Source organism: Actinomadura viridis, assembly GCF_015751755.1.
Lineage (GTDB): Bacteria > Actinomycetota > Actinomycetes > Streptosporangiales > Streptosporangiaceae > Spirillospora > Spirillospora viridis.
The window spans coordinates 5171854-5185457 of record NZ_JADOUA010000001.1 but is presented as its reverse complement, the minus strand read 5'-3'; the positions used below and the strand labels follow the sequence as shown (position 1 = coordinate 5185457).

The following is a 13604-nucleotide window of genomic DNA, read 5'->3' as shown; positions in this document are numbered from 1 at the left end:
CCGCGCTCCCGTGGTCAGCGGCTCAGCGGAAGTCGCGGGAACGTACCCGGCCGGGGACGGGCAGGCGCCGCAGGCGGTTCGCGCGGACGTTGGTGACGCCGCCGGCCCGTTCGAGCCGCCCGTTGACCAGCAGGGCCTGCGCGTCCACGGCCAGCCCGCGGTGCCGCTGGAACACCTGCGGCGGGCAGATCACGTTGATGAGGCCCGTCTCGTCCTCCAGGGTCATGAAGACCATCCCGCCCGCGGTCGGGGGCCGCTGCCGGTGCGTGACGAGCCCCGCCACGATCACGTTCGTCTCGCCCGGCACGGCCGGAAGCCCCCGGGCGGGCGTCGCGCCGAGGTCGTCCAGGGCCTCGCGTACGTGCGCCATGGGATGGGTGTGGGAGATCCCCGTCGCCCAGAGGTCGGCGAGGGTCTCCTCCACGGGGGTCATGGCGGGAAGGGCGGGCGCGCGTGCGCCCGGCGTGACCCCTTCCAGCTGGCCGGGGCCCGACCCCGCGAGCGCCCCCGCCGCCCACAGCGCCGCGCGCCGCGTGAGCCCCTCACCGCCGTCGCCGTCGCGTACCGGGACGGATCCGAAGGCGCCCGCCGTCGCGAGCGCCTCCAGGGCCGCCGCCGACAGGCGCACGCGGCGGGCCAGGTCCTCCATGCTCGTGTACGGGCGGCCCGCCGCGATGGCCTCGGCCGCCTCGTCCCCGAGGTTGCGTACGCCGCCCAGCCCCAGGCGGATCGCGGGCTGCGCCTCCACGGGCGCGTGGGGATGGCCGCAGTCCACGGGCAGCGGCTCCTCAAGGCGAGGGAGGACGTCGCTGGCGTTGACGTCCACCGCGCGTACCTTCACCCCGTGCCGGCGCGCGTCGGCCAGCAGGGTCTGGGGGCTGTAGAACCCCATGGGCTGGTTGCGCACCAGCGCCGCGGTGAACGCCGCCGGGTAGTAGCGCTTCATGTAGGCGCTCGCGTACACCAGGTGCGCGAAGCTCTGCGCGTGCGACTCGGGGAAGCCGAAGCCCGTGAACCCCAGGATCTTCTGGTAGACGTCCTCGGCGATCCCGGGCGGGATGCCGCGGGCCGCCATCCCGTCGAGCAGCCGCCGCCGCAGCCGTTCCACCCGTTCGGGCGCGCGCTTGGCCCCCATCGCCTGCCGAAGCTGGTCGGCCTCCGCGGGGGAGAAGCCCGCGCAGTCCACGGCGAGCTGCATCATCTGCTCCTGGAACAGCGGGACGCCCAGCGTCCGCGCCAGGGCCTTCTCCATCAGCGGGTGCGGGCAGGCCGCGGCCTCCTCGCCCTTGCGGCGGCGCAGGTACGGGTGGACCGAGCCGCCCTGGATGGGGCCGGGGCGGATCAGCGCCACCTCCACCACCAGGTCGTAGAACTCGCGGGGCCTGAGCCGGGGGAGCGTTGCCATCTGCGCCCGGGACTCCACCTGGAACACCCCGACGGTGTCGGCGTCGCACAGCATCTCGTAGACCTTCGGGTCCTCCGGCGGGATCGACTGGAGGTCGTACCGCGCCCCGTGGTGCTCCTCCACCAGGTCGAAGCAGTCGTGCAGGGCCGCGAGCATGCCCAGCCCGAGCAGGTCGAACTTCACCAGCCCGGCCGCCGCGCAGTCGTCCTTGTCCCATTGGAGGACGCTGCGTCCCGGCATCCGCGCCCACTCGATCGGGCAGATCTCCCCGACCGGCCGGTCGGCGATCACCATGCCGCCCGAATGGATGCCCAGATGCCGGGGCAGCGTCAGCATCCGCTCGGCCAGCCCGGTCACCGCGGGCGGCACGCCGGCCTCCGCGCCCACAGGGTCGCGCGGATCCACGCCGCGCGACCAGGCGTCCTGCTGGCCGGGGGAGTACCCGAGCGCCCGGGCGGCGTCCCGGACCGCCATCCGGGGCCGGTAGCTGATCACGTTGGCGACCTGGGCGGTGCATGCGCGCCCGTAGGTGTCGTAGACGTACTGGATGGCCTCCTCACGGCGCCGGTGCTCGATGTCCAGATCGATGTCGGGCGGGCCGTCGCGGCCGGGCGACAGGAACCGCTCGAACAGCAGCCCGTGCCGGACGGCGTCCACCCCGGTGATCCCGAGCGCGTAGCAGACCGCGGAGTTGGCCGCCGAACCCCGCCCCTGGCACAGGATGTCGCGCTTCCGGCAGAACTCCACGATGTCGTGGACGATCAGGAAGTAGCCGGGGAATCCGAGGTCCTCGATCACCTTCAGCTCGCGAGCGATCTGGGCGTACGCGCCGGGGATCCGCTCCCGGCCGGGCGGCCCGTACCGCCGGCGCGCCCCCTCGGCCACCAGGTGCCGCAGCCAGCTCGCCTCGGTGTGCCCCTCCGGCACCGGCCGGTCGGGCAGCCGCGGCGTCATCACCTCGAACCCGAACGCGCACTCCCGCGCCAGTTCCACCGTCCGTTCCCGGACGCCGGGGAAGCGCGCGAGCCGCACCGCCATCTCCGCCCCCGACCGCGGGTGCGCCGTCCCGGCCGCGGCGAGCCATCCCGCCATGTCGTCCAGGGCGCGGCGCGAACGCACGGCCGCCAGCGCCTGCGCCAGCCGGGCGTCGGGGCCGGGCGCGGCGAAGTGCACGTTGTTGGACGCCACGACCCCGGTCCCGGTCCGGGCGGCCAGCCCGGCCAGAGCGTCGTTGCGCGGATCGTCGCCGGGCAGGTCGTGGTCGGTCAGCTCCACGAACACGCCGTCCCGGCCGAACATCTCCACCATCCTGCGCAGCTCGCGTTCCGCGGCCTCCGGCCCGCCCGCCTCCAGCGCCGCGGGCACCGGCCCCTTCCGGCATCCCGTCAGCACCGCCCAGTGCCCCTCGTGCGCGTCCGCCAGCGCGTCCAGGTCGTACACGGGCCGGCCCTTCTCCCCGCCCGCGAGCTGCGCCGCGGTGATCGCCGAGCACAGCCGCGCGTACCCCTCCGGGCCCCGCGCCAGGACGAGCAGGTGCCGTCCCGCAGGGTCGGGTTCCCCGGTCCGCGGGCCGGGCAGTTCCAGGCTCAGCTCGGCGCCGAAGACCGTCGCGATCCCGGCCTCGGCCGCCGCCTGCGCGAACCGCACCGCCCCGTACATGCCGTCGTGGTCGGTGACGGCCATCGCCTCCACGCCCAGCCGCGCCGCCTCCGCGACCAGCGCCGCCGGGTCGCTCGCCCCGTCCAGGAAGCTGAACGAGGAGTGGCAGTGCAGCTCCGCCCAGGCCACGTCCGTGTCCGTGTGGCTCGGCCGCGTGCGGGCGGTGCCGTCCGCCCGGGGCCGGTCGTCGCGCTTCGGCGGCTCCTCGGCGCGCGGGCCCCAGGAAAGGCGCCGCTCGAACTCCTTCCAGGGAACGGGCGGGTTATGCCATCCCATCGGCTCTCCTAGTCATAGGCCGCCTCCACCTGCCAGCGGCCCCCTTCGACGGCGAGCAGGTAGGCGCGGCCGTCGTCGGTGACGACCTGGAACCGCGCCCGGCGGCGGGCGTGCTCGGGGTCCCACCAGCGTTCGTCGGCCGGCCAGGGGCCGGTCCAGGCCGTCACGGCCGCGGGCGGCCCGCCGCGCACCGCGAGGCGGGCGGGCGGCGCGGACACCGCGCAGCGCGCCGAGACCGTCACCGGGGCGCCCGCGGCGTCCATGACCTCGGCCGGCCACGACTCCGGCGGTACGACGGCGGGAGCGGGCGCGGGGACGCGCCCCGGCCAGGGCCCGTCGGGCGCGCCGCCCGGCGGCAGGTCGCCGACCGGCACCCTGGCCACCCGCTCGCCGGGGCCCCGGCCCCCGGTCAGGACCGGACGGGTGACGCCCCGGTGCCCCAGCAGCGCCTGGATCCGGTCGGCGGCGCGCGCGATCCGCTCGGTCACGCCGGACGACCCCCACAGCGACTCCTGCGCGCCCGTGTCCGGAACGAGCTGGTCGGGCGCGAACTCCAGCCAGGTGACGCCGCCCCACACCGCCTCCTCGTCCCCGCCCCGCCAGGCCGACAGCTGCCAGCGGACGCGTTCGGCCACCGCGAGCGCCGACAGCCTCCCGTCGTGCCGCCACAGCCGCCGCAGCACGTGGCCGTCGGCGAAACCCACCTCGACCACCAGCCGCACGCAGGTCAGCCCGCCCGCCGCCAGCCCCTCGTGCAGCTCACCGGCCAGCCGCTTGGCCGCGAACACCACCTGCTCGGCCCGCGCCGCCGGAGGATCGAACTCGTTCCGCACCGACAGGTCGGCGGACGCCGCGGAAGGAGCGACCGGCCGCGGCTCCTCGCCCCGCGCCAGCCGGTGCGCCAGGGCGCCGTCGGCTCCGAACCGTCCCGCCACATGCCCCGAAGGCAGCGCCGCGAAGTCGCCGAGCGTCCGAACGCCCAGCCGCCGGAGCAGGTCGGCCAGCTCGGGCCGCTCCAGCACCTCCAGCGGGTAGGGCGCCAGGAACGCCGCCGCCCCACCCGGCTCGACGATCACACCCCCGCCGCGGCGGGCCGCCAGCTCGGCCGCGAACAGGCCGTCGGCGACGCCCGCGCCGCAGTCGAACCCGGCCTCCACCACCGCGTCCTGGAGCAGCAGGCGCAACGCCTCCTCGCCCCCGTAGAAACGGGCGGGCCCCCGCGCCGGGACGGCGCACAGCCCCGGGCGTACCACCTCGACCTTGGGCGTGAGCTCCGCGACCGCGTTCACCACCGTCTCGAAGAGCCGCCCCTCGGCGTCGGCGTCCCGTTCCTTGACGACCAGCCCGGGGCATCGGCGCTGGGCGTCCCGGACGCGCTGGCCCCTGCGCACCCCCTCGGCCCGTGCCGCGGCGCTGCACGCCGCGACCCGGCCGTCGGCCACCACCGCGCCCGGGGTCACCGCGTCCACCCCGGCCGCCGTGACCGGCCAGTCCGGACACCAGACCACCAGGACCCTGCTCACGCCGCCCCGCCGCGTCCGTCCAGGCCGGAAGGGCCGGCCGGGCGCCGGGCCGGCACGCCGCGCCCGCCGTCGCCGGGCACGACCTCCAGCGCGGGACGTCTCGGGGCGGTCCCGGCGGGGGCCACCCGCCCGTCCGGCCCGGGGAGCCAGACCGCGGCCCGCCGCCCCTGAGGCGCGTCCGGGCCCATGGCCGTGACCTGGACCCGGCGGCCCCGCAACACGCCGTGACCGTCGCCGAGCCCCTCCCAGGCGGCCTCGTCCAGCCGCAGCCGGAGTCTCGTCCCCGGCCAGCCGGCGCCGGTGAGCGTCAGCACGCAGCCGTGCTTGCGTGCCAGCGCGGAGAGGCGGCGGACGGCCGCGGACGGGGGCGGCCCGGACGTACGGAGCAGGACCAGGTCGACCGCCTCGACAAGCGCCGCCACCACGTCCGGCCACCGTTCGCCGGGCTCGTCGACGAGCAGGAGCCGTTCGGGGGAGGCGCCCATGTCCACGGCGGCGACGACCCCGAAGTCGGGCAGTCCCACGACGGCGCACCACCCGCCGCCCTCGGACGCCCCGGCCACCAGCGCCAGGCCGAGGGAGGCGGCGCCGGGGCCGTCCAGGCCCACCAGCGACCCCGGCCGCAGGCCCCCGCCGGAGATCACGGGACGCAGCGCGGGGAGCACCGGCACCGGCTCCCGCACGGGCGGCGGATCGAGGTGCGGCGCGCCCCCGGGCAGCGCCCCGGCCCACGCCGCGTCCGGCACGCGCCACCTCCTCTCCTCGCGCCTCTAAGATCGAACACAGATTCGATCCATGTCAAGTTGTCGCAGGTCAAGTGAGGGAATCGGAAGGTGGCCACGAGGTGAGGGAGACGCCGTCAGGCCCGGTGCCGCAAGGGTTTCCGGCGGTTGGCGCGACGCTCGACGCGGACCGGGAAGCATGAAAAGGTGCATAACGTGATGGACGACATCCGGGCCGTGGAGTGGACGGGCGACGGGCTGCGGCTCATCGACCAGACCGTGCTGCCCGGCCGGTTCGAGCATCTCGACGCGCGCGACGTGGACACGCTGGTCGACGCGATCCGGCGCCTGGTCGTCCGCGGCGCGCCCGCCCTCGGCGTCGCGGGGGCCTTCGGCGTCGCCGTCGCCATGCTCCAGGCCGCCCGGCAGGGCTGGAACGTCACCGAACGGGACGCGGCGATCGAGCGGATCCGCTCCGCCCGCCCGACCGCGGTGAACCTCGCCGCGGGCGTCGACCGGGTCCTGCCGTTCGTCCCCAAGGGCGTGGAGGCCGTCGTGGCCGAAGCCCAGGAACTGCTGGACGAGGACATCCGGGGCAACCGGGCGATCGGCAGGGCCGGCGCCGACTGGATCCTGGCCCGGACCGGGAAGCGCCCCCTGCGCGTCCTCACCCACTGCAACGCCGGGGCCCTCGCCACCGCCGGCTGGGGAACGGCCCTCGGCGTCGTCCGCGAACTCCACGGCCGCGGCCTCGTGGAACGGGTGTACGCCGACGAGACCCGCCCTCTCCTCCAGGGCTCCCGGCTGACCGCGTGGGAACTGGAGCGGGCGGGCGTCCCCTACCTCGTCCAGGCGGACGGCGCCGCCGCGAGCACGATCCTGCGCGGTCTGGTGGACGTGGCCGTCATCGGCGCCGACCGGATCGCCGCCAACGGCGACACCGCCAACAAGATCGGCTCCGTGGGCGTGGCCCTGGCCTGCGCCGACGCCGGGATCCCGTTCGTGGTGGCCGCGCCGTGGAGCACCGTCGACCTCGCCACCCCCTCCGGCGGCGAGATCCCCATCGAGGAACGCGCGGCGGAGGAGATCCTCGCCTGGGGCGGCGCCGAGGTCGCCCCCGAGGGCGCCCGGGGCTTCAATCCAGCGTTCGACGTCACCCCCGCCCGCCTGGTGACCGCCCTGGCCACCGAGACCGGCGTCCTGGAGGTCTCGTCCGGCGAGACCCCGGCCGCCGCCCGCCCGTAGAACCGCCGGAGTCCCTGCCCGTCCCGGACGGCGCGTGCCCGGGTTCCCGTCACGGGGCGTCGAGGAACCGGCTGATGAGCGTGTTGACCGTTCCGGGCATCTGGCGGTTGGACCAGTGCCCGGCCCCTTGCAGCACTTCGAGACGGCAGTCGGGGATGAGTTCGGCGGCTGCCTTGGTGTGCTTGGGCGCGACGCCCACGTCCTCGGAGCCCTGGATGAGGAGGACCGGCGCGGTGATCTCATGCAGGCGCGGCCTCAGGTCCACCCGCATGCGCAGAGGACCGATGGACGCGTTCTGCCAGTCGGAGGAAGCGGCCCCCGAGACCCGCGCCTCCGCCACGATCTCGTCGACGATCTCGTCGAAGTCCTCGACGGGGCCGGCGAACAGGGCCCGTTCGGCGAAGCGGGCCACCCGGGCGCGGTCCTTGAAGATGAGGCTGGGCAGCGTCCTGTTCAGCAGCGGCAGCTTGGCGGTGAGCCAGAGCAACTGGTGCATCCCCGGCGGGAACGACAGGATGCCCGCCGGAGCGAGGGCCACGAGCCTGTCGACGCGCTCCGGATGGTCGATGGCGTACGCGAGGGCGAGGGCGCCGCCCTGAGAGAGCCCGACCAGGCCGACCGAGCCGAGACCGAAGTGGTCGAGGACCTCGGTGATGACGTCGAGCATCCGCGCGTGGGTGACCCGCGCGTTCCAGGGACGGCTCTCGCCCTGCTTCGGCCAGTCGAGTGCGAAGACGCGGTGGTGGGGCGCCAGCGCGGGGATGAGGTGCCGCCAGCTCAGCAGCGCGTTGTCGAGTCCGGCCCCGCTCAGGAGCACAACGGGGGAGCCCCGCTCTCCCGCGCTGCGGACATGGATCCTGCCCTCGGGGCACGTCAGGAAGGTGCCGTGCGTTCCGGGCAGCGGCGGCATGCCCGTCATCCGCGTCCGCCTTCCCGCTGCGCGGCCACATGCGCTTCCCAGCGCCGCCAGAGCGCCGGTAGTTCTCCTTCGAGGAAGCGGTAGAGCTCGTTGACGTTGCTCAGCCGTTCCCTGCGCTCGGGCGTGCTGCCGGACAGGACCCTGAGGCCCTCCTCGGTGATCGCCCGGAACGCGGCCGTCTTCGCGTACCGGCCGGCCAGCATCCGGCTCCACCCGTCGGCGGCGATGCGGAAGAACTCCTGCCGCTCACCCCGGCGGCGCACGCCCTCGACCAGGCCGCTGGGCGTGAGCAACCGGGTCGCGCTGCTGATCGAACTCCGGCTGACCTGGAGGGTCTCGGCGAGCTGGGCGGCGCTCTGCTCGGGCGGGTCGCAGATGAGGAGCCAGCCGAGGACCCGCCCCGAGATCAGCGGCATGCCCTCCCGTTCGAAGAAGACCGCCACATCATCGACGAAGTCCAGCTCGGCGTCCGTTGGAGTGCTCATGGCCCGAAGTTACAGTCATTGCAGTCACTACTGCAATGACTGTAATGAGAGGGCCGGGGACACGGGCCAACCGGTGGACGCCTCGCCGCTTCCCGGCACCGAAGGGTGCGATCATTCGGTGGTGGACGACGGGTGGGGCAGGGGAGAGCGCCTCGCGGTCTCGATGGGCAGGCTGCGGCGTCGTGGCGTGAACGTCGAGCGCAGTGCCGTAGGCCAGGCGGTCCGGTACGAGGCCGGCCGCAACGCGTACCGGCTGTCAGTGATCGTCGATCCGATGCGTTGCATCGGCCTGGAGTTCGACCTGCTGGCCGACGACGGCTCCGTCCTGCTCGGCCACGCCGTCGACACCGACCTGTACGACATCTCACGACCGGCGTTCGCCGCGCTCGCCGTGGACGTCGAGTCCGACATCGTGCTGTTCATCGACGCGCTCGCGGCCGGCCGGATCCTGCTGAGGCTTGCCTCTCCGCCCTCGCTGATCGTTCCCACCGGCGAAGGGCCGAGAGTCCTGAGGCGAACGAGGTTCGGCACGACCGGCGGCCCCTATCGCGATGGCATGGACGCGGCGGCACGGTCGGGCTTCGTCCCCGTCCCGCCCTGACGTTGCCAGGAGCACCCAGCCGACCGCGCCGCACACCCTCAGACACCTGGCGGCCCGCGCTCGTACCCTGAGGCGGTGAGGTCTGTGGTGTTCGACGTCGGTGAGACCTTGGTGGACGACACGCGTGAGTGGCGGGCGTGGGCCGAGTGGCTTGGCGTTCCCCTCCACACGATCTCGGCACTCGTTGGCGCCGTGGTCGCCCAGGGACGCGACAACGCCGAGGCACTACGTCTCGTTCGGCCCGGCATAGACGTGGCGGCCGAGCGCCGCGCTCGCGCCGAGGCCGGATGCGGCGAGCAGATCAGCGAGGCCGACCTCTACGGTGACGTCCGCCAGGCCCTGGCCGAACTGCGTGCCAGGGGTCTGTGGGTCGGCATCGCGGGTAACCAGACCTCGCGCGCCGGTGACTGCCTGCGCGCGCTGAAACTGCCTGCCGACGCGATCGCCAGGTCGAACGGTTCCGCGGCAACGTCGTTCCCCGGATCGCCAAGCTGGACGAGTCCGACCACCTGGAGGGCATCGTCCTGTCACGCGGCGGCCTGGTCCACGTCGGCATGGAACACCGCATCGGGCAGATCTTCACCCTGGAGGAGATGTGTCCCGCGGTCGGCGCCGGCGTGGTGGGAGTGCAGTGCCGCAAGACCGACGAGGGCGTGGTGGAACTGCTTCAGCTCATCGACCACGCCGAAACGCGGATCCACGTCACGGCCGAACGCGCGATGCTGCACGGCCTCCAAGGGCACTGCAACTCCCCGATCGCCGGACACTGCCACACCACCGAGGATGGGCAGCTTTCCTTGCACGGCATGGTCTTCAGCCGGGAAGGGGCACAGTTCGCCTATGCGCACGAATGGGACTCGCGCGACCGGGCGTTCGAGCTGGGCGCGTATGTGGCGGGGGTGCTTGCAAGCAAGGGCGCCCGCGACATCATCGCCGGCATCCCGCACTGACCCTGCCGAAGATGAGGGCGCCCGCTGTGAGGGCGGCAACCACCAGTCCGGCTGGGCCAACGGCGCCACCTATTGCACCAAGCGCAGGGCCACCTCCTGACTGCGGCCTTCTCCTCGGCTCTGGAGTGAAGCCGTGCACCAGGGCCGCGACACCACAAGACTCCAACTCGAAGGAGGTATCGGCAGGCCGACCGGCACGTTTTCATTGAGCTACCAGCGAGACGGGGGACGAGACATGGGCAGACACGGTTCTGACGGCGACAAGCGCGACGGCAGCAGGGACAGGGACAAGCAGGGCACGTTCGTCGACCCCTTCAAGGGCGACAAGGGCAAGGGCGGCAAGGACAAGAGCAAGGACGACAAAGGAAAGTGAGTGACGCCGACGCCCGGAACCGGCGGCTCGTCGATGATCTGACGGCCGCCGGTTTGCTGCCCGACCGCTGGCGCCCGGCGTTCCTGGCCATGCCCCGGCATCGGTTCGTCCCGGACGTCATCTGGGCCGACGCCGACGGCGGCGGGTTCACCGCACGTCGCCGCCGCGATGACCCGGCGGTCTGGCTGGAGACCGTGTACAGGGATGGGCCGATCGTCACGCAGGTCGACGACGGCGCCACACCGGACACCGAAACCGGGCGGCTGGTCACGAGTTCGATCTCCAAGCCGTCCATCGTGGCCGGGATGCTCGCCTACCTCCAGGTGGAAGACGGGATGCGGATCCTGGAGATCGGTACGGGGACCGGCTGGAACGCTGCCCTGATGGCCGCCCGCCTCGGTGAGCAGAACGTCATCACGGTCGAGGTCGACGCCGTGCTCGCCGAGCGGGCCCGCAAGGCGCTCGCGGACGCAGGTGTGTTGCCGACGGTGGTCACCGGCGACGGTGCGGAGGGCCATGCGCACGGCGCGCCGTACGACCGGGTCATCGCGACCGCCTCCGTACAGGAGGTCCCCTATTCGTGGGTGGCACAGACCAGGCCAGGCGGGGTCATCCTGGCCCCATGGGGAACGGCGTTCGACGATGGCGCGCTGGTCCGCCTGGTCGTTGACGAGAACGGTGCGGCGTACGGCCGGTTCGTCGACAACACGGTCGCCTTCATGCGGCTGCGCGCCCATCGCGCTCCCCGGCCCGAGCCACCGGTCGACCTGGCGGGGGCGGCCGAGTCGACCACCGCCCTGCACCCGGACGCGGTCGCCTGGGACGACCTCAACGCCTCGTTCGCGGTCGGGGCGCGGTTGCCCGACGTGAGCAGGAGGTTCGTGGACGCCGACGACGGCGGCGACGACTTCACGTTCTGGGCGTTCGCCGGTGCGTCTTGGGCGTGCGTCGAAGTCGCCGACGGTGCCTCCAGGTACAAGGTGCGTCAGTACGGCCCGCGCGCGCTGTGGTCGGAGATCGAGGCCGCCTACCGGTGGTGGGAAGGGCTTGATCGGCCAGAGACCGGTCGGTTCGGGCTAGCGGTCTTCCGTGACCACCAGTACGTCTACCTGGACTCGCTTGACAATCCTGTTTCGTCGAGCGCTGCTTGACGCCACGAGCACGCCGTGGACGGTCGATTCTCCTTCCGCGCAATCGCACGAGATAAGGCCGGCGGCTTCGACGATCACCCCGGGATACTGGCCGCCATGGATGAGGTCGAGGTCGTCGTCGCCCATTCCGAGCGCGCGACGCTGCGCGTCGGCGACGTGTTTCTGAAGGTGGACGCCGATCAGGCGCGCATCGACGTCGAGATCGAGGCGATGGGCCTGGCGCCGGTCCCGACCCCGGAGGTGCTGTGGCGCAAGCCGCCCGTGCTCGCGATCTCCGCGGTCCCGGGGACGGCGCTCGGCCGCCTCGGCGAGCCGTCGACCGCGTCGCCGGCGGCGTGGGCCGCGGCGGGTGCCGCCATCCGGGAGTTGCACGAGGCGCCTCTGCCGCCGTGGCCCGGTCGCGACCTCGGCGAATTGACGGCGAATCTCGACGGCGAGTGCGAGTGGCTCGTGACGAACGGAGTCCTTCCCCCCGACCTGGTGAAGCGCAACCGCCAGGTCGCCGAGGCCGCGCTCAGGCCGTGGACCCCGGTGTTCACGCACGGCGATCTGCAGCTCACTCACGTGTTCGTGGACGGTGACGAGATCACCGGCGTCGTCGACTGGTCCGAGGCGGGTCAGGGAGATGCCCTGTACGACCTCGCCACCCTGACGCTCGGACACGAGGAGCACCTCGACGACGTCGTCGCCGGCTATGGCACCGACGTCGATCTCGACGTGATCCGTGCGTGGTGGTCGTTGCGAAGCCTGCTGGCGATTCGCTGGCTGGTCGAGCACGGCTTCGACCCTTCCGCGCCGGGCTGTGAGGTCGATGTGCTGAGATCCCGGCTGTGAGCCGCGCCGGCCCAACTGCTGTGAGTGCGTACTGACGCATCGAGCAGGCCATCTTCTTTCAAGAGGCCACTGATAGGGCTCGTGCGACCAGGCGTTCGAACTGGGTGCCTACGTGGCGGGGTGCTTGCGCGGGGAGCTACAGAAAGAGCCGCCCGGTGGTAGCGCCACTGAGCCCGGTGACCACGGCCTCGGGCGCTCGCGTGGCGGCTTCACCCCAAGCTGCACTTGGCGGTCGAGGAGGAGCAGAACCCATGTCTTTCGTTGTAACGGCCGGGCAGCGTGGGGACTCCCGCAGTTCGACGCTGTCCCTCGGTCGCGTCCGGGTGCCACGTATCGGGCGGGGCCGGTCGGGTACCCGGCCGAGGCGGGTACGCGCCGACAAGGCGTACGTCGCAAGGCGTACGTCTCCCGCAAGAACCGCCCGGACGCGGCATCGGCTGCACCATCCCGGACAGGTCGACCAGGCTCGCAACCGAAAGAGGCTCGGCTTCCGCGGCGGCCGTCCGTCTAAAGAGGCCGAGTTGCCGGCCGAGCCGCCGGGATAGGGGACGCCGGCCTCCCGGCTGAACGCCGGCGCACCTCCTGTCGTCAAACGATCGTTTGACGACAGGCGCCGCTGAGTGGAGGCGTCGTGGATGTTGAGCAATGCGCGCCAGTGTCACGCCAGTGTCAACGTTTCGGCCTCGGGCCAGGCTGGCGGGTCGGGGTGTATCTGGCGAGCATGGTCTCGACGGCCTGTTCGACGGCGTCGTGGATGTCGGAGGCTGCGGGGTTCCAGTCGCTCAGCAGCATGCGGGGCCACAGGACGTAGTTGGCGATCATGCCGAGGAACTGGTTCGCGGCGCTCGCCGCGTCCGGGACGTCAGCGTTGCCCGCCTCGTGCTCGGATTCCAAGTAGTGCTGAACAGAGGCGAAGTAGGGCAGCTTGCCGAGCTGGAACTGCATCCGTCCCAGTTCGGGGAAACGAGGCAGTTCGGCGATGACGATCCGGAACAGGGCTGTCATGCGGGGCTGGCCGACCAGGTCGGCATAGCGGTGGCCGACGGTTGTCAGTCCGGCGCGCAGATCTCCGGTCTGTGGTTGCGCGGCAGCGTCGCCGGCGTCACGCTGCCAGGATTCGGTGACGATGGCCTCGAAGAGGGCCGCCTTGGTGGGGAACCGCTTGAACAGGGTGGACTTCGAGACCCCGGCCGCTTCGGCGATCCGTGCGAGGGAGGTGCCGTCGTAGCCACGATCCAAGAACAGTTCCGTGGCCGCGGAGGTGATCGCCTCGCGCTTCTGCTGAGCGAGTCTGCGGTGGTGTTCGGAGAGTTCTGCTGCCATGCGGGCAGTATGCCGCAGTCCCGAGGCGAGTCACTTGACTCGCCTTGATGGTCCCGCTTACGCTGCACGAGTAAGGCGAGTCGAGTGACTCGCCTCTGGTCTGTGGCACCTGGGCGCATCCTGGTCGTCGCGCGGTGG

Annotated in this window: 12 protein-coding genes; 6 read left to right on the top strand and 6 right to left on the bottom strand. The window is 72.9% G+C overall.

Translation table 11 applies throughout. The features are described from left to right. Positions 1-22: 22 nt before the first annotated feature. Genes IW256_RS23760 through IW256_RS23750 form a run of 3 tightly spaced genes read right to left on the bottom strand, consistent with a single transcriptional unit; the run spans position 23 to position 5609 of the window. Complete coding sequence (locus tag IW256_RS23760; RefSeq protein WP_197013082.1) at positions 23-3340, bottom strand: error-prone DNA polymerase; 3318 nt, start codon at positions 3338-3340, stop codon at positions 23-25. Positions 3341-3348: 8 nt separating this feature from the next. After that, positions 3349-4863 (bottom strand): DNA polymerase Y family protein, encoded by a 1515-nt coding sequence (locus IW256_RS23755; protein WP_197013081.1) that lies wholly within the window; start codon positions 4861-4863, stop codon positions 3349-3351. Continuing rightward, positions 4860-5609, bottom strand: coding sequence for a hypothetical protein (locus IW256_RS23750; protein WP_197013080.1), 750 nt, complete (start codon positions 5607-5609; stop codon positions 4860-4862). Before IW256_RS23750 ends, IW256_RS23755 begins: the two co-directional genes overlap by 4 nt. Positions 5610-5804: 195 nt before the next feature. Here IW256_RS23750 and mtnA point away from each other — a divergent pair, with 195 nt between their 5' ends. Further along, the gene (mtnA, locus tag IW256_RS23745; RefSeq protein WP_197016499.1) at positions 5805-6830 is read left to right on the top strand and encodes an S-methyl-5-thioribose-1-phosphate isomerase; all 1026 of its coding nucleotides are present in this window, start codon (positions 5805-5807) and stop codon (positions 6828-6830) included. 49 nt (positions 6831-6879) lie between these two features. Here the strand turns inward: mtnA and IW256_RS23740 are convergent, their stop codons facing one another. Both IW256_RS23740 and IW256_RS23735 read right to left on the bottom strand, forming a co-directional pair. Continuing rightward, positions 6880-7749, bottom strand: a complete 870-nt coding sequence (locus tag IW256_RS23740; protein WP_197013079.1) for an alpha/beta fold hydrolase — start codon at positions 7747-7749, stop codon at positions 6880-6882. Beyond that, positions 7746-8234, bottom strand: a complete 489-nt coding sequence (locus tag IW256_RS23735) for a GbsR/MarR family transcriptional regulator (RefSeq protein WP_197013078.1) — start codon at positions 8232-8234, stop codon at positions 7746-7748. Before IW256_RS23735 ends, IW256_RS23740 begins: the two co-directional genes overlap by 4 nt. A 121-nt stretch (positions 8235-8355) precedes the next feature. Between IW256_RS23735 and IW256_RS23730 the strand changes: the two genes are divergently transcribed. The 5 genes from IW256_RS23730 to IW256_RS23710 all read left to right on the top strand — a co-directional run bounded on the left by IW256_RS23730 (position 8356) and on the right by IW256_RS23710 (position 12143). Then, positions 8356-8835, top strand: a complete 480-nt coding sequence (locus IW256_RS23730; RefSeq protein WP_197013077.1) for a hypothetical protein — start codon at positions 8356-8358, stop codon at positions 8833-8835. Between the two features lie 407 nt (positions 8836-9242). Further along, the gene (locus tag IW256_RS23725) at positions 9243-9785 is read left to right on the top strand and encodes a type 2 periplasmic-binding domain-containing protein (RefSeq protein WP_231405116.1); all 543 of its coding nucleotides are present in this window, start codon (positions 9243-9245) and stop codon (positions 9783-9785) included. 235 nt (positions 9786-10020) lie between these two features. Beyond that, positions 10021-10158 carry a hypothetical protein gene (locus IW256_RS23720; protein ID WP_197013075.1) on the top strand — a complete coding sequence of 46 codons (138 nt, stop codon included), beginning with the start codon at positions 10021-10023 and terminating at the stop codon, positions 10156-10158. Further along, positions 10155-11309, top strand: coding sequence for a methyltransferase domain-containing protein (locus tag IW256_RS23715; protein ID WP_307829019.1), 1155 nt, complete (start codon positions 10155-10157; stop codon positions 11307-11309). Before IW256_RS23720 ends, IW256_RS23715 begins: the two co-directional genes overlap by 4 nt. Before the next feature lie 96 nt (positions 11310-11405). After that, on the top strand, positions 11406-12143 hold the full coding sequence (locus IW256_RS23710) for a phosphotransferase family protein (RefSeq protein WP_197013074.1): 738 nt from the start codon (positions 11406-11408) through the stop codon (positions 12141-12143). A 669-nt stretch (positions 12144-12812) separates the two neighbouring features. Here the strand turns inward: IW256_RS23710 and IW256_RS23705 are convergent. Next, positions 12813-13466 carry a TetR/AcrR family transcriptional regulator gene (locus IW256_RS23705; RefSeq protein WP_197013073.1) on the bottom strand — a complete coding sequence of 218 codons (654 nt, stop codon included), beginning with the start codon at positions 13464-13466 and terminating at the stop codon, positions 12813-12815. Positions 13467-13604 lie beyond the last annotated feature (138 nt).

Coding starts and splice junctions, on each gene's coding strand:
- IW256_RS23760 (WP_197013082.1), bottom strand. CDS start 3,340: ATGGGATGGCATAACCCGCCCGTTCCCTGGAAGGAGTTCGAGCGGCGC.
- mtnA (WP_197016499.1), top strand. CDS start 5,805: ATGGACGACATCCGGGCCGTGGAGTGGACGGGCGACGGGCTGCGGCTC.
- IW256_RS23740 (WP_197013079.1), bottom strand. CDS start 7,749: ATGACGGGCATGCCGCCGCTGCCCGGAACGCACGGCACCTTCCTGACG.
- IW256_RS23735 (WP_197013078.1), bottom strand. CDS start 8,234: ATGAGCACTCCAACGGACGCCGAGCTGGACTTCGTCGATGATGTGGCG.
- IW256_RS23720 (WP_197013075.1), top strand. CDS start 10,021: ATGGGCAGACACGGTTCTGACGGCGACAAGCGCGACGGCAGCAGGGAC.
- IW256_RS23710 (WP_197013074.1), top strand. CDS start 11,406: ATGGATGAGGTCGAGGTCGTCGTCGCCCATTCCGAGCGCGCGACGCTG.
- IW256_RS23705 (WP_197013073.1), bottom strand. CDS start 13,466: ATGGCAGCAGAACTCTCCGAACACCACCGCAGACTCGCTCAGCAGAAG.